The sequence below is a fragment of the Persicitalea sp. genome (genome assembly GCF_041751555.1).
Lineage (GTDB): Bacteria > Bacteroidota > Bacteroidia > Cytophagales > Spirosomataceae > Persicitalea.
The window spans coordinates 1-20,218 of the sequence record NZ_JBGSXF010000278.1 but is presented as its reverse complement, the minus strand read 5'-3'; the positions used below and the strand labels follow the sequence as shown (position 1 = coordinate 20,218).

Genomic DNA, 20,218 nt, shown 5'->3' with positions numbered 1-20,218 from the left:
GGCTTGGACGTCTCCTGCATAATCATCAATTCCTGCACCTTTTCAGTGCTGTCGGCGAGAATCATTCGGGTTTGTACCAATGCTTTGCGGGCGGCGAGCGTCGGCGCGTGAACGGCAGAGAAATAGTACTCCCGCAGCGTCGCCTTATCCTCCGCTGTAAGTTGGTCGGGGGCTTTGGCAGCGACTGCTTCCCAATTCTTCTTGTCTCCCAAAATTAAGACTTCGTAAGGCATCAGGGTTCGGTTATAGACCACAATATCATCCACCTGCCCGTTTTCAAAACCATACCCCCGCCACCAGCCACCAATTTGCAGACCGGGCTGGGGTTTCACGCGGGTAGTGTCGAAGAGAATTGATTTGACCAGCTGATCTTTCGTAACCAGCATTGGCATTTGATCGCCATCGAGATACAACCTCAAACCTGCGGCCCTGGAAGTTCCGTCGTAGGTCATCGTGAGCTGAATCCATTTATTACGCGGTACATCCTCACGGCTGGTTTTCGTAATAGCGTTGGACGGAGCGACATGCGCCATGCTCATTTCCAGCTTGTTGTTTTTCAAATAGACGTGGTAGCCCCGAAAATTGTACAGGCGTTCGGCCAGGCTTTTATGAAAAATCACCCCTTCCTTCATTGCTTGGGGTACTTTGACCCACATACCCACACTGAATGGCTCCGACTTGCTGAAAATGCCCACCCGATCCAGATCCAGCCAGGCATCGCCATCTAACTCAATACCCGGTCCATCATGGCCTTCCACGAATTTTTCCTTCTGCTTGTTGTTGCCCTGCAGCGTCGTGTAAGACAGCTGCTTTGGATTCACCTCGTTTTTCAGAGAATTTTTGTCGAAGCTGAATTTTGCCAGCAATCCCACCTTAGGAAAATTTTGGTTTTTCAAACTCGCGTACGCTTTCGATTTCAGCCAATTTTCAAAATCTCCCTCTCCCTGCTTTTGCGCGGCCGTCATCTGGTTCGTTTCCTGCCTGACCTTCTTTTGCATAAAAGACAAAACCGAATCCTGCTCCGGCGTGGGTAGCAGCATCGTGGGGGAAGGCATGGCGTCGTCCCAGGAGATTTGCCCGGCTTCATCCACGTTCTTAAAAAAGCTGGATAGCTGGTAGTAATTTTTCTGCGAAATAGGGTCGTACTTGTGATCGTGGCACTTGGCGCAACCTACCGACAGACCGATAAAGGCGTCGCCGAAGGTATTGGTACGATCCAGCACGTATTCCGTTTGAAATTCTTCCTCAATGATGCCGCCTTCCAGGTTCTGCTGATGGTTGCGGTTGAAAGCCGTGGCGATGCGCATCTCTTTCGTCGGCGGGCCGCCTTTCGGATTTTTCATCAAATCACCAGCCAATTGCCACTGAATAAACTGGTCGTAAGGCTGATTTTCGTTGAGGGCCTTAATGACCCAATCGCGGTAGGGCGACATATCGCGCAGCCGATCCACGGTATAGCCGTGGGAGTCGGCGAAGCGGGCCAAATCCAGCCAGTCGGCGGCCATACGCTCGCCGTAATGAGGAGACTTGAGAAGCCGATCTACCAATTTTTCATAGGCTTTGGGACTTTTATCTTTTTTGAAAGCGTCGATTTCGGCCAGTGTAGGTGGTAAGCCCGTAATATCGAAAGTCACACGGCGGATGAGGGTTTCCTTGTCAGCTTCCTTCGCCGGAGCCATTTTTTTCTCTTCCAGGCGGTAGGCTACGAAGTTGTCGATCGGGTTTTTAACCCAATCCTTGTGTTCTATCGTCGGGATGTTGGGCATAACGGGCTTTTCGAACGCCCAATGTGGCTTGTACTCGGCTCCTTCGTCAATCCATTTGATGAGGACAGCCTTCTCATAAGCTGTCAGACTCAGGTGCGATTCCGGGGTGGGCATCATCACGTCGGGATCGGTAGCGACGATGCGGCGGAAGACCTCGCTATTTCGTAAGCTACCTGGATCGATGGCTACCTTGCCGGGCGACTCGGGTAGTTCATCGTAGGCATTCACGGCCAAGTCCAAGCGAAGTCCTGCCTTCTGCTTAGCCATGTCAGGACCGTGGCAGGCGAAGCACTTATCCGACAGAATCGGCTTTACATGCATGTTATAATCCAATTCCTCAGGCACCAACTCCATCGCTGCACTGACGTCCTCCGGTAGGTCGGGTCGGCAGGAAAAAGCGACAACAGCAATAAGGAAAAGGGCAAAAATTCTGGTAGGCATGGGTCTAAGTGTCGATACGGACTACGAATATAAAGAACCACAAATTATATGAATTATTCAAAGAACGTGCTGGGCAGATCACTGAGGAGTATCAGAATCAGGCGAGGAAGGTCTAAGAAATGGGCTTGTTCCTGAGTTATTGGTCTGATAAAAAGCCACTATCTCAACAAGAGAAGTGGCTTTAAGTTAAGTGGGCCAATAAGGAGTGTCTTCGGCTTGCCTGGATTTGGGCACGCTGTTTTAGTATAGGTGCGTCAAGAATGGTGAGTATCTCAATAAGTTATTGCTTTCGGCGAAACTGTGAATGAGCGCCTTATTGCCACTATTCAAGTTCTACACTTCCACAATCGCTTTGATCAATTCCTGGTCAGGCTCCATGAATGTCGCAAAATCTTTGGGAAGACGATCAAAGTCAGTGCGGTGGGAGATCCAGGGTGCGGTGTCGATTTGTCCGGTTTCCATCAGAGAGATGATTTTGCTGAAATCAGATGGGAGCGAATTTCGGCTGCTTAGCAGCGTCATCTCCCGCTTGTGGAAGTTGGGATCGTTAAATTCGACCTCTCCCTGAAACAAGCCAACGAAGACGATTTTGCCGCCGTGGGCGATGAGGTTGAAAGCATTGAGCATCGAGTTGCGATTGCCCGTAGCATCGATGATTACTGTGGGCAGATCGCCCTTGTAAAATTCACGCAGGTACTCCGGGGTCAATACTTTTTTTACTACGACACTGTGATCTGAAATCCCGTGCCGACTAATGAAGTTGAGTCGGCTTTCAGTCATATCGGCCACACCCACAGTAGCCCCGCTCAATTTGCAAAACTGCGCCACTGACAAGCCTATTGGCCCGGCACCGATCACTAACACTTTGTCCTCGGGCTGTACTTTCGCCCGATTGGCAGCGTGCAGACCAATGCCCAGCGTCTCGACCAGGGCCAGTTGGTCAAAAGAAAGTACTTCGGACTTGTATAGCTTTTGGGCTGGTACTTTGAGGTATTCCGTCATGCCGCCATCGGTATGAACACCCAGCACCTGGAGGCGCTCGCAGCAGTTGTAATGACCACTTCGGCAAGCCTGGCACTCGTTGCAATTCAGGTAGGGTTCTACTGATACGCGGTCGCCAATTTTCAGGGTAGCATCGACCTGATTATCGCCGAGTGCGACGACTTCTGCCCCAAGCTCATGCCCAAGCACGCGCGGGTAGGAGAAAAAGGGCTGATTGCCCCTGTATGCGTGGTAGTCGGTACCACAAATACCGATTTTCTTGATTTTTATGATGGCCTCGCCATATCCGGCGGCTTCTGGTTCTGCTCGTTCAATTATTTGAAACTCACCAGGCTCTTTGAGAATAATAGTTTTCATAGGGAGTAGGAAAATGGAGTCGTATTATGATAAATTGTAAAATAGCGAGGCGTTCAGACCGAAGATTTTTGCCTTCTCTTCTTCTGAAAAGCTTGCCGTGTATTTTTCTACAACTCCTTTTATTGCCTGATAACTACCCGCTACGAGGCAGACCGGCCAATCGGAACCGAACATAAGACGATCGGGGCCAAAAGCTTCGAAGGCAGCGTCGAGGTAGGGGAGAAGTTGCTCGTAAGTCCAGGCCTGGTAGTCGGCTTCGGTGACCATGCCCGAAATTTTGCAGGAGACGTTCTCGTGTGCGGCTAAGGTGTTCAGGTCTTTTTTCCAGGCATCGATCTTCCTGACTTTGATGTAGGGCTTGGCCAAATGATCCAGTACGAAGCGTTGGCCCGAACACTGCGCCACGAGCCTGGCAGCGTTCGGGAGGTGATTGGGGAAGATCAGTATATCGTACGTGTAGCCGTAGTGGTGCAACATTTTGACACCGCGCACGAAGGCCGGGCGCAGCATGAATTCCTCCGTTTCCCCTTGCAAAACGTGCCGAAAGCCTTTGAGTAGTTCACGTTCCTGGTAGTTGTCTAGCCGGGCTGCCAGGTCATCGACTTGTAGGTCGATCCAGCCAACGACGCCTTTGATGAAGTCGTTCTCCTCGGCCAGCTTCAGTAGGAATTCCGTTTCTGCATCGTCCTGAGCGGCCTGCACAGCTACGCAGCCATTTATTTGATTTTGTTCCAGAATCGGCTTCAAATCTTCGGGCAGGAAGTCGCGGCGGATGGTCTGCATTTGGTCGTCGATCCAGGAATCACGGACGGGGTCAAAAATCCAGAAGTGCTGGTGGGCGTCGATTTTCATGGGTACTTTGTCTGTATTCTGAGAAGCAGATTTCTCAAAGAAAGCCAAACGCGACCATTTACCCAAAAACCGCCCACCCTCTCTGCAACTTCCTTCCTTTGTGAAGCAGGCGATGCGCTCGCTCGCCTGCCCCCCTCCTCACTCCCAACCGCCGCCCAACGCTCTGTACAAACTTACCAACGCCTGAAACCGCTGCTGTTGAATGGTGGTACGTTCCAATTCCGCCTCAAGTACCGAACGTTGCGCCGTAATCACTTCCAGGTAAGTAGCATAGCCTGCCAGAAAAAGGTCATTGGAAATGGACACGCCCTGTTGCAAAGCCGTGGTTTCTATCTCCTTTAGTAAGGCAATCTTCTGCATATTGTCCAGCGTCCGCAGGTTGATCGCCGTTTCCTGATAAGCTGTCAGTACTGTTTTGTTGTAATTATACAAGGCTTCAGTAGCCTGCGCCTGCGCCCGGCGTTGACCCGCTTTGAGCGGCTTACGGTTGATAATGGGTGCCGTCAGACCGCCGACCAAGCCAAAAGCAATGGAAGCCGGATTAAATAGGACAGCACTGCGGAACGCGTTGAAACCCACGTACGGCGTAATGTTGAGCGAGGGCAAAAATGCCAAACGGGCGGTCTGCAAGTCTGCTTCGTAGGCACGAAGTTCCAACTCGGCTTGCTGGATGTCAGGACGGCGACGTAACATCTGGGCCGGAACGCCCACGCCAATACGAGTGGGTAGTTCCTGTTCCAGAATGGGTTCACCGCGCGTGATGGGTTGTGTAAAACGTCCCATCAGCAGATTGATACGGTTTTCGTCCTCCATGATCTGTTGCTCGATGCGAATGGCTCGCGTCTGAGTATTGAAAAGCTGGGCCGTAAACTGCCGCACCGCCAGTTCGTTAGCGCGGCCCGCCTGCTTCTGGATGACAATGGTTTCTACTGCCTCTTTTTGTAAAAGCCTATTGCGCTCGATAATTTCCAATTGATTGTCCAGCGTCAACAATTCATAGTACAGTTGGGCGATTTCGGCTACGATATTCGTCACGACAAGCTGGCGGGCTTTTTCCGAAGCCTGGAAGCGCAACAGTGCGGCCCGGCGGCGGGTGCGAAGCTTCCCCCAAATGTCGGCCTCCCACGTACTTCTTGCACCCAGAAAGTACTCGGGTAGGGGGTTGGTCATGCGCTGGTTCGGATTGATGTTGTCCGAAAAATTAGTGTCGTAGTTACCCACACCCTCCTGCGTGTAGTCTCCGTAACGCCTGATGCCGCCTGATGCCTCAGCGCTCACGCTGGGTAATAGCGCTGCCTCACGATCCCACAAACTAGCCCGCGCGATTTCGATGCGTTGCAAGGCCATTGCGATGTCCTGGTTCCGTTGCAGGGCAGTGTCGATCAGGGCCACCAGGTTGGTGTCGGTAAAAAATGCGTTGACCTTCATGCCACCGATACTCGCGCTATCCAGTCTTTCCAGAAAAGTACGGGGCGTTTGTAGAGTCGTTCTCTGTGGCAGCGGCGTCATCAGCTTGCAGCCGTAGAGTGACAGTAGAAGGATGACTATGGGTGATTTTTTAGACAAAAACTTAGTGGATAGAGACATTATACTTTTAATAATTTTCAACTGTCAACTGTCAACTGTCAACTGTCAACTAACTAAAGCTCTCCGCCGGAGCCTCCTCCACTATCTCCGTAACAGGTTCGGGCTTTTGCTTCTTCTCCCCCATACTGGCAAAAAGGAAGTACAGGCCGGGAATCAAAATCACTCCGAACAGCGTTCCGACAAACATGCCACCCGCCGCTGCTGTGCCGATAGAGCGGTTGCCCAAAGCTCCTGCCCCGGTGGCGATAGTCAAGGGGATGAGGCCCGCGATGAAAGCAAAGGACGTCATCAGGATGGGCCGTAGTCGTTCGGTGGCGCCTTCCTGTACGGCGGCAAGCACCGATAAGCCTTCTTTCTGACGCAGGATGGCGTATTCCACGATCAGAATGGCATTTTTACCCAACAGACCAATGAGCATGACGAGCGATACCTGGGCATAGATGTTGTTTTCCAGTCCGAGTAGTTTCAAGCATAAGAAGGCCCCGAAAATTCCCGTAGGGAGGGACAGTAAGACTGGCAGCGGTAGCAAGAAACTCTCGTATTGGGCAGCCAGCAGCAGATAAACGAAGATCAGACACACTATGAAGATGTAAATGGCCTGATCGCCCGAAGCTATTTCCTCCCGCGTCATGCCCGACCATTCGTAGGAAAAGCCCTTGGGCAGCGTTTTGGCCGCAATTTCCTCTACCGCTCGAATGGCATCTCCGCTACTAAAACCGGGCGAAGGCTCGCCGCTGATCATGGCGGACGTAAACATATTGTAGCGCGTCAACTGCTCGGGGCCATACACCCGCTCGAGACGGATAAATGTAGAGTAGGATACCATCTCGCCCTGATCGTTCTTGACGAACATATTCAGAATGTCCTCCGGATCGGTACGGTAGCGCGGGTGGGCCTGCACCATGACTTTGTACATCTGCCCGAAGCGGATGAAATTGGAGGTGTAGTAGCTGCCTATCAACGTTTGTAAAGTACCCATGGCGCCCTCTACGGTCACGCCCTTCTTGGCTGCGACATCCTGATCCACGTGGATAAGGTACTGCGGAAAACTGGCGTCGAAGTTGGTAAAGGCACCATTGATGGCCGGGGCCTCCTGCAAGTTCTCGATGAATTCGTTGGCTACTTCGGCAGTTTGCTGAAAATTGCCGCTGCCCGTTTTGTCAAGCAGTCGCAGCTCGAAGCCGCTGGAATTGCCGAAACCCGGCACGGCGGGCGGCGGGAAAAACTCGATGTTGGCGTCGTAAATGCTCTTGGTTTCTTCTTTCATCCGTTCGATGAGTCCGTCCACCGACAGGCTGCGCTCGTCCCATGGTTTCAGGTTAATCATACCCATGCCGTAGGAGGCCCCGTCGGACTCGGTCAGCAGACTGTATCCCGACAGCGTCGAAACCGACTCGACTTCCTCGATGCGGGCGGCGGCTTCCTGCACGGCGTCCAGCACGGCCTCAGTACGCTCAATAGTGGCTCCGGCAGGCGTCGTGACGTTTACGTAAAGTACCCCCTGATCCTCCGTGGGAATGAAACCTGAGGGCAAAACTGTACTGATGCCCCAGGTACCCGCGATGAAAGCCAACAAAAGGCCGATGGTAACGACCCGGCGACCCGCGATAGCCCCGATTAACCCACGGTAGCGGTTGGCAACGGCATCATATCCGCGGTTAAAGCCGGCGAAGAATTTATCCAACAGGTTTTTCTTCTTCTCGCCGTGGGTGTCTTTGAGCATAATAGCGCAAAGGGCGGGTGTCAGCGTGAGGGCATTGATGCCCGAAATGACAATGGAGATAGCAAGCGTCAGCGAAAACTGGCGATAAAAAACGCCCACTGGGCCCGACATGAACGCTACGGGGACAAACACTGCCGACATCACCAGCGTGATGGCCACGATGGCGCCGCTAATTTCCTTCATCGCCGCAAAAGTTGCCTCGCGTGCGCCCATGTGCTTTTCAGCCATCTTGGCGTGAACGGCCTCCACCACCACGATGGCGTTGTCCACCACAATCCCGATGGCAAGTACCAGAGCGAAGAGCGTCAACAGGTTGATGGAGAAACCCAGCAAGTGCATGAAGGTGAAAGTACCGATGAGGGCCACTGGCACGGCCAAAGCAGGAATAAGCGTGGAGCGGAAATCCTGCAAAAACAGATAAACGATGAGAAAAACCAGCAAAAAGGCCTCGAACAGCGTTTTGACGACCTCGCTGATCGAGGCATCCAGAAAGCGCGATACGTCGTAAGAAACGGTGTAGGTCATGCCGGGCGGAAAGGTTTCTTCCTCCAATTCGGCCACGCGCTTTTTCACGTTGGCGATCACCTCGCGGGCGTTGGAGCCGGGGCGCTGCTTGAGCATGATGGACGCCGAAGGCCGACCGTCGGACTTGGAGGCCATGTCGTAATCCAGCGAGCCGAACTCGACGTCGGCCACGTCTTTTAGTTTCAGGACGGAACCGTCATTTTCGGCCCGAATGACGATGTTTTCGTACTGCTCCGGCTCGAACATCTTTCCCGTGTAGCGCAGCACGTACTGCAAGGGTGGCGCAATCTTGCCCGACCCAACGCCCGATTTGCCCGGTGCAGCTTCTACGTTCTGGGCGCGAATGGCCCCGATTACCTCGTCGGTAGATACTTTGTAGCTGACCATCCGCTCGGGCTTCAGCCATACCCGCATAGAGTAGTCTCGGTGGCCCATGATCTCGGCGAAGCCCACACCGTCGATGCGCTTTAACTCAGCCAACACGTTAATATCGGCGAAGTTGTAGACGAATTTTTCACCCACGGTGGAATCGGTACTATACACGTCTAGGTACAGCAACATAGAGTTTACCTCCTTTTCGGTGATCACGCCCGCTTTAATGACTTCTTCGGGTAGTTCGTCGATAACCGCCTGTACCCGATTCTGCACATTGACCGCCGCCAAATCAGGATCAGTTCCGACCTGGAAGAATACTGTGATAAGCGTCATCCCGCTGTTGGTGGACACCGACGTCATGTAGGTCATGCCTGGCACACCGTTGATAGCCCGCTCGAGCGGCGTAGCCACGGCTTTGGTACATACCTCGGCGTTGGCTCCCACGTAGTTGGTCGTCACCGTTACGGACGGTGGCACGATTTCGGGAAATTGAGTGATGGGAAGGCCAATGAGAGCCAGGCCACCCAACAGGAGGAATATCAAGGAGATGACCAGCGACAAGACGGGCCGCTTAATGAAAATGTCGAACATGCGGGGGGTGTTGGATATTAAGTTCTAGATATTGGACTTTGGACTTTGGACTTTGAATATTGGAGAATCAGAAATCCAGCGTCCAATATCCAGTGTCCAACATCAGGCGTCATTCCAGCCTGGCCACTTTCGGCTTAATCTTTACACCATCCTTCAAAGACTGAATGCCCTCATAGACAATGCGATCGCCGGGTTGCAGGCCGGAGCGCACTACGTAATAATCATCAAAGCGAGATTTGGGTACGAAGCTTTTCATATTCACATGATTGGCGCTGTCCACAACGTAAACGTAGCTCTTGTCCTGAATCTCGAACACGGCTTTTTGCGGTACCAGGATGGCATCGCTCACTGTATTGGTGAGCAGGATGTTGCCCGACGACCCGTGTTTCAGCAATCCTTTGGGGTTGGGAAACTGCGCCCGGAAAGCGATGGAACCCGTACTGGCGTCAAATTCGCCCTCCATGGTCTGGATTTGGCCTTTTTCGGGAAAGAGCGAGCCGTCGGCCAGTTCCAGGCGCACCACGCCGCCGTTGCCGCCAAGATTATCGCGCTGGGCCTTGATGAATTCGAGGTATTCGTTTTCCGAAACCTTGAAATAGACATAGACATTCCGGGTGTCCGACAGCGTGGTGAGTTGGGTACCTTCGTCGATCAAACTGCCCGGTTTGTAGGGTATTCGGTTGATGGCTCCGCTAAAAGGGGCGCGAATGCGGGTGCGGGCCAGGTGAATGTCGGCGTTGGTCTGCGCGGCGTTCGCCTGCTCGATTTGGGCGCGGGCGGCCAGCAGATTGGCCTCCGCCACTTCCCATTCGATATTGGAAATGATTTTCTTGTCCACCAGCAGTTTCAGGCGGCTCACTTCCAGCTCGGCGGCTTTGGCTTCGGCGATGGCACTCTGTTTCATGGCCTTGGCCTTGGCACTTTCTACTTTGTACTCCTCGTCGTTGATTCGAAACAGCGTCTGCCCTTTCTTGACGCTTTCGCCCTCGTCCACATAAATTTGCTCGAGATAACCTTTAACCCGCGCGTAGATCTCGACGTTGCGGTTAGCATTGATTTGCCCGACATATTCACGCTGAAGGTCGGTGGTTTGTTCTTTAAGCCGCAGCACGGGCAGTTCCTGCACAGTACTCGAGGCTGAGCGCTTGGCGGAGTCTTCCTTGCTTTCAGCGGTGCAGCCCGCAAGTAACACAACGGCTAAAAAATAGGGGATCACTATTTTCATAAAGAGTGAGTTGAGTGATTCGTGCTGTTTTTTCCAAAAGCACATTTGACTTTTTCAAAAAAAATGAAAAAATCCAAGGCAAGAGATTTGGTTTTTGAGGGGATAGCAACAGAGGGACAAAAACCATTCCCGCCGAATCACTTCGGCGGGACGACTAATTTAAGAAAGGTAGGCAAAAGGATGAAATCTTTGACAGAAAAAGTCAAAAATATGTTTGAATTTATCGGAAAAGTCCAACTCCTTTGATTTTTCCCACGCCTTGTGATGCCTGCGTTCAGGCGAATCTGACCGGATCAGGATCAGCGTCCAGCAGAATATCGGCGATTCGCTCCAAGTCGGCGTCGTGGCGTTGGGCCGTGGCAACTCCCAATTCGCTGAGTGCCCGGAGGTTTTCGTCCGAAGCGTCGTCGATGTCGGAACTGGCGTTCCCCATATTGTCGGTTTGAATCCGTATGTATTGGTTACGACGGCCCGCCGCTGAGAAAATCTTGTCCAAATGATAATCGGTAGTAGCCGAAGCGCCTGACATCATAATGCTTATAATAGGCTTTACCCATCCAATTGCCCCCCAGTTCTTGGCTTTATCGTACTTATAAGAGCGATTGCTGGAACCAGTCCCCAACGACACAATGAACATATCCTCGGTAGTGGGGTTTTCCTGACCGTTGCGCACCTCCGAATATGCGCCCAGGGCGGGATTATTCATAAAAAGCCCTCCGTCGATGAGCGGGTAAGATTTTCCGTCGAGAGCTTTTACACGGGCTGCTTCAAAATAAGTGGGAGCCGCCGACGTGGCCCGCGCCACGTCCCTGACCAAGAAGTCATACCCCTTGCCCCGCAGAATGGCGTCGTGCTGCGTGAAAAAGAATTCTACGCGCTTCTCGATGTCGTAGGCTGTAATCAGGCAGGGCTTCAGTAATTGACTTAGTTTTATGTCGCCGAGGTACTGCTTCAGACGCTTTTCCAGTTCAGCGGCGTCGTACTTCTCATCCGAGATACCATCCTGAGTTCGGATGCGGTGCCAGAACGACACATCAAAAATATCGTCGCCGTACTCCAGGTAGAGAGCCACGGCTTCTTCGGCGGAAAACCGCGCTTTGGTCGGATCGCCGGCCGCTGGGCAAAGGTAGATGCAAGCCAGGATGCCGCCCGTACTGGTACCAGCGAAGAAGTCGAAATAGTCAGCCAGCCGAGCTTGGGGGTTTTGGGTGCGCTGCTGGATTTTGCTTTCCAAAGCAGCAAGTACTTGACCGGGAACGATGCCCCGAATGCCGCCGCCATCAATTGATAAGATTTTCTTCACAAGATGATTTTTTAGGGTTCTCCGTAAAAATTGGGTTTCCCAAACTTTCACAGAGATAAATAAATAGCTGATGACTAGTTATTTAAACCAAAAAAAATCATTCCTCCTCCAAAAGATACATTTATCAGAGACAACTGATAAGAATACGCCCTGCCATGTAGCTAAAATTACTCAATTAGTTAGTTGATTTTTGAATAGCTAGGGCGCATCCTCTCTCTTTTGATGCATTTGGGGTTCGTAGAAACGCATACGCTAATTCACAATCCCCCGGTACGGCACATTAATGTCCATTTTACCTTTCCAGGTCTTGGGTACGGGCATGCCCAGTTCCCAGTGAATAGCATTGACAACCAACCGCTGAAATGCTTCAACCCGGAAATCTTCAGGATGACCGATTGTCGTAAAGAAGACGCGTGCGCCCTCCGGGTTTTTCCAGGTCCAGGCAACGGGCTGGTCGATGGCGGGGGTAGAGTTGGGGTTCACAGACTTTCCCATTAGCAGCCACTCTGCTCCTTTGCTCGGAAAATCAGGTAGTACTTTATACAGCCAGGAGGCGACATGGAATTCGGGATCGACGCCAGTCAGAATCGGGTGCTTCGCGGCTTCCGGCACGATCCGTACGTCGGTGGTACTTTCGTGGCCATAGTGCGAGTGCTTGGCCGCCCCGCCCCAGCCTGGAGGAGATCCGAAGGCACGCTCACCGAAGGCATTCCAGGCTTCCAGTTCGTGGCCCTTAGGGTAGTTGAAGGCGTGGGAACTGGTACGGAAACCCATCACGGGTTTGCCGGATTTGAGGTACTCGTCCATGTAGGCCACCTGGTCCTTAGGCAGCCGCCGCCACCGCAGGAAGAAAACCGCTAAGTCGGCTTCGCGCAGGGCCTCTAAGCCGGGAATGTTCTCTTCGCTGTTTTGATTAGGGAAGGACTTAATGACTTTGGCGCGGATTCCGTAGTTTTTCTCCAGTTCCGCCGCCAGGATCGGTAGAGTACCTTCCCCACTGTACTCGTGATCGCCCGCCACGAAGACTACGAGCGGTTTTTCATTAGTTTTGGTAGCTGATTTGTTATCGGAAGTATTGCTGGAAGCACAGCCCTCCGCTAATAAGACGACGGAAAAAAGTGCTAAAAGGCTAAATGCATAGGGGTTGAACAGCCGCTTTCCGACCTGGCGTATCGCATTTTTCATAAAGAGATTTTGGTTTTGGAAAATCAATAAAGGCCCAATCCACAACAAAGGCTGAGCGATGATGGAATTACCCGCGCAAGCTATCGTACCGAATGATCATCCCTGATTTCAGAACCGTTGCGGCAGACTTACCGTTTCCAGCCAGAACTCTCGTAAATTAATAAAATAATCCGCCCAATCCTGGTAGTCGGACGACTTGACCATATAGGCGTTGGCCCCCTCGGCGTAGCAATCCCTGACGTCGGCCTCCCGATTGGAGTAACTGAACATCACGATGGGTACGGGCGGCAACCTCATAGATTTTATGACATCTTTGATGGCTTGCAGGGCTTGCATCCCCTCCTGCCTACTCGGCAAATAAAGGTCTGACAGGATAAGTTTGGGGAATTTGTGAGCAAGGCCGCTTCCCTGGGTGGTCAAATACTCCAGGGCATCTTTCTCATTGTCCACACCGATGGCCTCTATACCCGGCATGCATTCGTCCAGGGCCGATTTGATCAGGAACAAATGGTCGGGATTGTCCTCAATAATGAGCAGGGTAGTTTTGCGAAAGTCGGTTTTAGAGGAAGCGTTGGATTTGGTAGCAGAATTCATTCGAGAGGGTTTGGAACTGTGCAGAGACAGACAAATGTAGGGTAAAACTGAGTGTTTAGCCAAGCTTGAACAAAATATACTCTATATTTGAACACTTCTTTCTTTCATAAAAATTAGACAAAACCGGATAAAGGCTTCCTTTCTGAATGCCTGCATTCCCCGATTTATGCCATCAGACTCTGTTGAGCCACCCGTAGAAATCGCTGATTACCTGTTTAGCCGCCGCGACGCCATTCTGCAACGCTGGCGCATGAAGTGCGAAGAGGACGAAAGCCTGGCCCATGTGGTGGTACTGGACCGTATCGAGTTCAACGATCACTTGCCGATGATTCTCAACATTCTGGGGCAGCGGCTGCGCAACGAACCTGAGGATGCCAACCCTGTCCGGCTGGCCAATTTTCACGGCTTGCACCGCTGGCGGAAAGGGCGGATGTTGGGCGATATTCTTAATGAGCTAGATTATTTGTACGATATTCTCAACGACGAATTGAGAATTTATCATGGCTACAATTCCCAGGTTGAGGCGATGGTAATTCTAGACGCCGCCATGCAGATAGTCCGCTTGAAGGAGGAAACCATTCGGGGAAGCGTGAGCGAATACGCCCTGCAACAGCAAATTGCCGCCGCCAGCCGCAGTGCCGGACTACAACGAGCGCTGGACGACCTGAACCAATTGGGACGAAGCCGGGGCGAGATCCTGCGAACCTCCTCACATGACCTTAAAAGTAATTTTGGCGTGATTCAGGGGGTGCTTACTTTACTCAATCGTGAAGATCGTTCGGAAGAAGAACGCTCTCAACTGGTAGAAATGCTGAGCCGGAATCTGACTCATTTACAGGACGTCCTGGTTCAGCTAACCGACTTAGCGCGGCTCGAAGCTGGGCAGGAGGAACTCCATCTTTCGGAATTTGACGCCTCACAGATTATCAATGAAATCGTGGCTGCGGCTCGTCCCCTAGCCGAGAGTAAGAACCTTATGCTGATGGCCAATGGGCCGGAACAACTCAACGTACGGGGCGACGTAGTCAAGGTGAAACGGATCGCTCATAACCTTTTGATTAACGCCATAAATTACACTTCGGTTGGGGTCGTGTCGGTTTCGTGGTCCTCGGAAGACGGAATCCGCTGGTACCTCGGCATTCAGGATTCGGGGCCGGGGCTACCGCCTAATCTGGCGTCGGTCATTTCTGCCCAATTGAAACCGCAGCCTGAACCGACAGCCGTACTACAGCCCGATCCAACGGCTGGTACGGAAACACCGCCAATTTCCCAGCCCGAAAAGCCAGTCGCCGCCCCGAACCAGCCGGGTGGAGAGGGGGTCGGACTACACATTGTTAAGCATTTGTGTGAGTTGATGTCGGCCAGTTTGACGGTGGAGTCCGTAGCTGGAAAGGGAACGCTTTTTAGTATTCGACTGCCTATGACTTACAGTCATTAGATATGTGAGTTGAGCCTTTTTCAATAATGGCCCTGGGCCAATCGGTTGATTTTCAGGTTACTTCATGGTTGAATCTTTGCAATCGGTAAAGGTTTTTTGTATATAGTTGGGGTAACAACACCTATACAAACTGAAATTTCCTGCCCCGTGACAACCTGTCTGGGATGGGGAACCAATGAGTAACTACTACGCGTAATTCCCCTTCGCGCCCCTAATCAAACCGTTTCATCTTGTCGTATCGGATGCGGACCGCGTCGCCTTCGCTGACTGCCCTTAAGTACAGAATCTGACCCTTGACATCTTCCACCTCCCTAATTTCAAGTTGATCCTGTGGTGCTTTACGTTTGAGATTATTTACCGGGATCTGGATACTCAAATCGGTCTTGTTGCCGAAACTATACACTCCGTCGAGAAAGAAGTACAGCACATTGGCCTGCACTTTCATGCGGTTTACCAGAATCTCTTCTCCTTGAAGTACAAATTTCGTGCGCAGGGGCGCGAAATGTACATCATTCCAGGCGCGGTTCTTGAACACTAGCCTGCGGATGTCGAGCATCGGTTTAAAATTCAGAATTTGCACTTGCTCTAAGTCCACATTCATGGAACCCCGCATCGAAGGCTTTACGAAAGCCGTATCGTTACTGATTCTGGATTGGAAGGTGAAGTCGGCTGACAGAATTCCTCGCAGATTCTTATCGGTGATGGCCTTTTGTCCAAAATTCCCCAGAGAACGAAATACGGATTCGACATTAGCCCTTTTTACTTCGCCCTTCGCGTAAAAAACCGGTAGTTTTTTCCCTTCAAAAGTTTTAAAGCCTCCCGACAGACGAACTTCGCCCCCGCAGGTGTGCATAGACAAATTGCTAAGCTCGAGGGAATGATCCTGCATCGTGACATTGCCGCGTATCCTTCGGGCGAGTAGTTGGTGATATTGCATCCGCTTCGCTTCCAGGCTGGCCGTAACCCGTAGATTATCGATCGTTTCGTCAAGTAGCTGGGTCAGCCGAAATTTCGAATTTCCTGAGCGTCGCTGCCGCATCCCGGCCAACCGGTCGGGCCAGGTAACGATCCAGTCCGGAATGTCGATATGGACAAAAGCTTCGGCGGGGCGGTGGGAGCCAAAGAGCGAAGCGGGCAAGTGCCGCACACTGCCCGAAATTGTGAGGTCGTTACGCCCGTCGTGCATGGTAAGCCGAGGAAGCGACGCCTGATTTTCGTCAAACCTGACTTCGCCGTTCAGGCGACTGACGTCGATATGTCCCCGTTTCTTGGCAAAGGCAATGTCGTTCATTTGTAGTTTGCCGCGCAGTTTTCCGGTCATGCGGTCAGTTTTTGGATCATAAAACTCGACCGGACTTCCTTCGTAGTGAAATTTGAGTGAGGCACTTCCCTTTCGGACGAGGTACTGATTGGTGTCGAGCAGGGCATTGACCGTCGCGGGCGTTGCGACCAGCGAGAAATCCATTACAGAGGTAGCCGTTTTCAGGTTGGTCACGCTCAGCGAGCCACGCAGCGGAATCGTCTCAAAAAAACCAACTGCTTCGCTTACGACAATGCGGGAGTTGGGGTCACCGGCCGGAGCGTTTGGATCTAGTCGATTGGTGAAAGTACCCTTCGCCCGCATACCACGCAGGAAGCCGTAGGGCAGAGCGTAACGAAAAGTGTCGGTTTGGAACTGGATAGTCAGTAGGGGAGAAGGGTCGTTCAGCGGGCCGCGAAGCTGAATGTCCGCTTGCAGGGTGGGCAGGATTTTTCGCTTCGCAATGGCCTTTTCCAGCCGGGCTGGTAGCAAATGCAACGTAGCAGCGAGGTCGGTCTTTTTTACTGAAAAATCAAGCGACAACTGACCCGGCTTTTGGGCTAAATCAACATGACCATTAAACACAATTTTGTCCACCTTCGGATCATCCACTCGCAAGGTGGAAGAATTGATGCGCCAGAGTTGTCGGCTGGGTAAGTAGTCGAAGTCGAGGTGGGTTTGTGCGAGTTGTTGCCGGAGGAAACCGCCCCTAGCAGCGTTGAAAACGAGTTCATCGAAAAACACCGAACCGTCGAGGACAAAATGACGCGTGGAATCGGTGCGTTCCAATCGGCTCTCGACGCGCCGGAACGTGGCCACAAATTTTTTGTTTTTCAGCGAATCGACGTACTGGACGGGACAGTCGCGAAAGATGATTCTCTCAAGCGGGCCAAAGTACCCCTGCCCTTTGTTTTCAAGAGAATCCGATAGTAGTTTCCGCTCGACTTTTTCAAACAACGAAGCATTCGTGTAGCCGTCCTTGCCCCGAAACACACGCACGGTACCTCGTTCCACGCCCAATTTCTGAATCTGTACCTGCCCGCGCAGTAGCTTTCCGAAGTCCAGCGTGGCGCTCACGCTTTCAGCGTCGAGCAGAGGAACATGATATAAGGCAAAGCGACGACCGCTCAACCTGACCTCGTAAAAAGAGAAAGTAATGCCAAGCCCGTGTTTGAAAGGCGTAAATCCAACATCGCCGACGCTCAATTGCCCTTCTAGGTTTTCCCGAGAAACCTGCTCGATCTGTTGCAGAAACTTAGCTTTGTAGCTAAGTGCCCAGATCAAAAGCCCACCGATCAACACCAGTAGGGCAACAATAAACAGGAGGAATTTTTTTGGAGAAAGGCGGCGGCGCATTCTGGAGAAGCTAAGCCTGGATCTCCTTACCCAAACCAAGAGTTTTTCTCTTTAAAAGCTGAGTGCTCGCCCTCACCGCAACCGCAACCCTTCCCACAGCCGCCCTGAGCGGGCTGCCGCAGTGATTTCCAGCCCCGCCAGCCCAAATAGCCAACCGCCGCCAGGAAAATAAGAAGGACAATGAGTTGCTGAGTCATTTGTTGTTGAATTGGGTATTTGTGTAATTGTTGAAGTGGTGCGCCGGCGTGTAATCGATGTTGAATTGAGTATTTGTTTGTGATACTGATGATCAAAAAAACCGACTACACAATTACACAACAACTACCGCCACCCTTCTCGTTCGGCTAGTGTAAAGGCGTGTTGGTAGTGGTGTTCACTGTGCCAGGCGTAGAGGGCCATGACCTCGGCGAGCAGGATGCTACGGTCGGTTTCGGGATGATGATAAGTGCGGGCCAGGTCGGCGGCGTCCATAGAATTCATCAGCAGTACCCAACGCAAATGAACATTCTTCATTAGCTGCAGCGAAAGGTCCACGGAAGCCGTTTTGGCATCGGGTAGTTCGGCCCAAAGATCTTCCTTATAGGGTTTTATGGTAGGGTTGTCTTCCGTTAGGGCCAGTCGAAAGCGCACGTAGGCATTGATATGGCTGTCGGCCACGTGATGAATGAGCTGGCGCACTGTCCAGCCGTCGGGGCGGTAGGGGGTATCGTATTGTTCCTCGCTCCATCCGCCTAACAGGTTGATGAACTTGGAAGGTAAAGCACTGATAATTTGGATGTTAGTTCTGACGTCTTCGGGCGGATAGCTGTCTGAGGGCTTAAAACGGCCAATCGGGTACCGCAATGCTTCGAGTTCCATGTATGGTAGTTATGGGTGAAAGGGATCTGTTGGCAAATTTAAGCAAACAATCCGGGAAGCCCGCGCGACTCCAAACTCAGGCCGCTTTCATAACCATAAACAAAGAACTACCTACGGGCGCGCGTCGGATTATCCTATGTTCGGTATCCGTGAGAAACCGCAAAATTCTATTGACGGAATCGCCGGGGTACTGCACGTCCGATTCCAGAGCGTCGAGATCAATTTTCCCAGTTTTGAGTTGATGGCGCTGCCATCGACGAACGAGCCAAATAGGCAGGGCTAGGAAAAACGGCCAATAAGTAGCGTAGCTGAGTTTCAACCCGACCCGATGCGTGTACTGTTCAAACATTTTCTTCCGGTAGCGCCGCGGACTGTTCATGACCACGTCGTGCGTCCCGGCGAAAGCATCGAAGGCGTGAACGTTGACCAAAATCAAGCCGTTGGGTTTCAGCCTTTGCCTAAAAGCCGCCAGTGCCCGCACCATCTCTTCATCGTTGAGGATGTACAGTGCGTCGTTACAGATGATGACATCGTAACGGCCTTCGGGCCGAAACTCTTCGACCTGTCGGAGGTCGCCGAACGAGACATCGAGTCCGCGCTCCACCGACAGTTCGATCGCATCCTGTGAGAAGTCGAATCCCGCCAAATCATCATAGCCATTCTCCCGCAGCACCGCCAGCATCCCGCCCGTTCCACATCCCGCATCCAGAATGGCCAGATCGCGGGTTTTGCCAAAGTGACGGGAGATCTGATGCAAAATTTTATCGTGCAGGGAGCGGTACCACCAAAGGTTACGCTCCAAATCGTGCATCCGCTCGTATTCAGCTCGATTGTTTACCATCCGATTTTTCGTTTTACTACGTATTGAGGTTGACCACTCTGGGCCATGAAACTTTTGCCAATATACTCGCCCAGTACACTTAAGAGCGTACACTGAATGCCGCCAATAAATATCAGGGTGGCCGTCACGACCTGCCAACCTTTGGGATCAGGGCCAACGATCCACTGACCAAGCAGAAAAAGCAGCAGCACGCTGCCTAATCCGGTCAAGCCCAGTCCGACGGGCATAAAAAGGCGAATCGGTAGCGCCGAATAGCAAAAAAGAATATTGAGGAAAAGCGAAATTAGCTTCCGCGGCGTGTAGTTGGAGCGGCCCTCCTCGCGCTTGTTATGGGTCACGCGTACCGTCCCAATGTTGCGCGTAACGCGGAAAATCAGCCCGTCGATATAAGGGTAAGGGCCGGTGTATTTAATGATTTCCTCCACCACTTCCAACCGTATTAATTTGAAACTCGACAGGTAAAGTTCTTTTGGCTTGTCCAGCAAGAAGCTTGTGATCCAATTCACAAGGCGGCTCCCCAGGTTGCGGTAGGCGGCGTGTTCTTTCTTGTCGTAATAAGTATAAACTACCCCGAAATTTCCCCTTTCAGCGACTTCGATCAGTTTTAAGATTTCTTCTGGCGGGTTCTGAAAATCATCGTCTATCATAACACAAAACCTGCCTTGCGCGTGGTTTAGACCGCACATCACGGCATTGAATTCCCCGAAATTGCGGCGTAACGAAAGGAACTTTACCTCGGGCCGCTCGGTAGCCAACCGGGTACACACAACTTCGGAGGCATCGCGGCTCCCGTCGTTCACCAGCACTACTTCGTAGTCCACCCCAGACAGCGCGTTCGACAGGCGATTCAACAGCGGTTCGATGCTGTTTTCGCTGTTGTACACCGGAATGACGACGGA

16 protein-coding genes are annotated in these 20,218 nt (G+C 52.0%); 2 read left to right on the top strand and 14 right to left on the bottom strand.

What is annotated here, in order from left to right:
- The 6 genes from ACEW8P_RS09770 to ACEW8P_RS09745 all read right to left on the bottom strand — a co-directional run.
- Nucleotides 1–2,207, bottom strand: a 2,207-nt coding sequence (locus tag ACEW8P_RS09770; RefSeq protein ID WP_373512898.1) for a DUF1549 domain-containing protein, incomplete at its 3' end; no start/stop codon positions are given.
- A 333-nt stretch (nucleotides 2,208–2,540) separates the two neighbouring features.
- Nucleotides 2,541–3,566, bottom strand: a complete 1,026-nt coding sequence (locus tag ACEW8P_RS09765) for a zinc-binding alcohol dehydrogenase family protein (protein WP_373512897.1) — start codon at nucleotides 3,564–3,566, stop codon at nucleotides 2,541–2,543.
- Nucleotides 3,567–3,590: 24 nt separating this feature from the next.
- Nucleotides 3,591–4,418 (bottom strand): amidohydrolase, encoded by an 828-nt coding sequence (locus ACEW8P_RS09760; protein ID WP_373512896.1) that lies wholly within the window; start codon nucleotides 4,416–4,418, stop codon nucleotides 3,591–3,593.
- Between the two features lie 138 nt (nucleotides 4,419–4,556).
- Complete coding sequence (locus ACEW8P_RS09755) at nucleotides 4,557–6,005, bottom strand: efflux transporter outer membrane subunit (protein WP_373512895.1); 1,449 nt, start codon at nucleotides 6,003–6,005, stop codon at nucleotides 4,557–4,559.
- 49 nt (nucleotides 6,006–6,054) lie between these two features.
- Nucleotides 6,055–9,219, bottom strand: coding sequence for an efflux RND transporter permease subunit (locus ACEW8P_RS09750; protein ID WP_373512894.1), 3,165 nt, complete (start codon nucleotides 9,217–9,219; stop codon nucleotides 6,055–6,057).
- Nucleotides 9,220–9,328: 109 nt separating this feature from the next.
- Nucleotides 9,329–10,444 (bottom strand): efflux RND transporter periplasmic adaptor subunit, encoded by a 1,116-nt coding sequence (locus tag ACEW8P_RS09745; RefSeq protein ID WP_373512893.1) that lies wholly within the window; start codon nucleotides 10,442–10,444, stop codon nucleotides 9,329–9,331.
- A gap of 63 nt (nucleotides 10,445–10,507) precedes the next feature.
- Between ACEW8P_RS09745 and ACEW8P_RS09740 the strand changes: the two genes are divergently transcribed.
- Nucleotides 10,508–10,690 (top strand): hypothetical protein, encoded by a 183-nt coding sequence (locus tag ACEW8P_RS09740; protein WP_373512892.1) that lies wholly within the window; start codon nucleotides 10,508–10,510, stop codon nucleotides 10,688–10,690.
- Between the two features lie 28 nt (nucleotides 10,691–10,718).
- Here ACEW8P_RS09740 and ACEW8P_RS09735 read toward each other — a convergent pair whose 3' ends face one another.
- From ACEW8P_RS09735 to ACEW8P_RS09725, 3 genes are all read right to left on the bottom strand, one after another.
- Complete coding sequence (locus ACEW8P_RS09735; protein ID WP_373512891.1) at nucleotides 10,719–11,747, bottom strand: patatin-like phospholipase family protein; 1,029 nt, start codon at nucleotides 11,745–11,747, stop codon at nucleotides 10,719–10,721.
- A 252-nt stretch (nucleotides 11,748–11,999) separates the two neighbouring features.
- Nucleotides 12,000–12,932, bottom strand: a complete 933-nt coding sequence (locus ACEW8P_RS09730; protein ID WP_373512890.1) for a ThuA domain-containing protein — start codon at nucleotides 12,930–12,932, stop codon at nucleotides 12,000–12,002.
- A 108-nt stretch (nucleotides 12,933–13,040) separates the two neighbouring features.
- On the bottom strand, nucleotides 13,041–13,526 hold the full coding sequence (locus ACEW8P_RS09725; RefSeq protein ID WP_373512889.1) for a response regulator: 486 nt from the start codon (nucleotides 13,524–13,526) through the stop codon (nucleotides 13,041–13,043).
- A 166-nt stretch (nucleotides 13,527–13,692) separates the two neighbouring features.
- Here ACEW8P_RS09725 and ACEW8P_RS09720 point away from each other — a divergent pair, with 166 nt between their 5' ends.
- On the top strand, nucleotides 13,693–14,964 hold the full coding sequence (locus ACEW8P_RS09720) for a sensor histidine kinase (RefSeq protein ID WP_373512888.1): 1,272 nt from the start codon (nucleotides 13,693–13,695) through the stop codon (nucleotides 14,962–14,964).
- Nucleotides 14,965–15,175: 211 nt separating this feature from the next.
- Here the strand turns inward: ACEW8P_RS09720 and ACEW8P_RS09715 are convergent, their stop codons facing one another.
- From ACEW8P_RS09715 to ACEW8P_RS09695, 5 genes are all read right to left on the bottom strand, one after another.
- A complete protein-coding gene (locus ACEW8P_RS09715) occupies nucleotides 15,176–17,620 on the bottom strand; it encodes an AsmA-like C-terminal region-containing protein (protein WP_373512887.1) in 2,445 nt (814 codons plus the stop codon).
- Between the two features lie 26 nt (nucleotides 17,621–17,646).
- Nucleotides 17,647–17,817 carry a FeoB-associated Cys-rich membrane protein gene (locus tag ACEW8P_RS09710; RefSeq protein WP_373512886.1) on the bottom strand — a complete coding sequence of 57 codons (171 nt, stop codon included), beginning with the start codon at nucleotides 17,815–17,817 and terminating at the stop codon, nucleotides 17,647–17,649.
- Between the two features lie 124 nt (nucleotides 17,818–17,941).
- Entirely contained in the window at nucleotides 17,942–18,478 is a 537-nt protein-coding gene (locus ACEW8P_RS09705) for a YfiT family bacillithiol transferase (protein WP_373512885.1), read from the bottom strand.
- Nucleotides 18,479–18,554: 76 nt separating this feature from the next.
- Nucleotides 18,555–19,319 carry a class I SAM-dependent methyltransferase gene (locus ACEW8P_RS09700; RefSeq protein ID WP_373512884.1) on the bottom strand — a complete coding sequence of 255 codons (765 nt, stop codon included), beginning with the start codon at nucleotides 19,317–19,319 and terminating at the stop codon, nucleotides 18,555–18,557.
- The coding region (locus ACEW8P_RS09695) for a glycosyltransferase family 2 protein (RefSeq protein ID WP_373512883.1) at nucleotides 19,313–20,218 on the bottom strand (906 nt) is incomplete at its 5' end. The genes ACEW8P_RS09695 and ACEW8P_RS09700, both read right to left, overlap by 7 nt.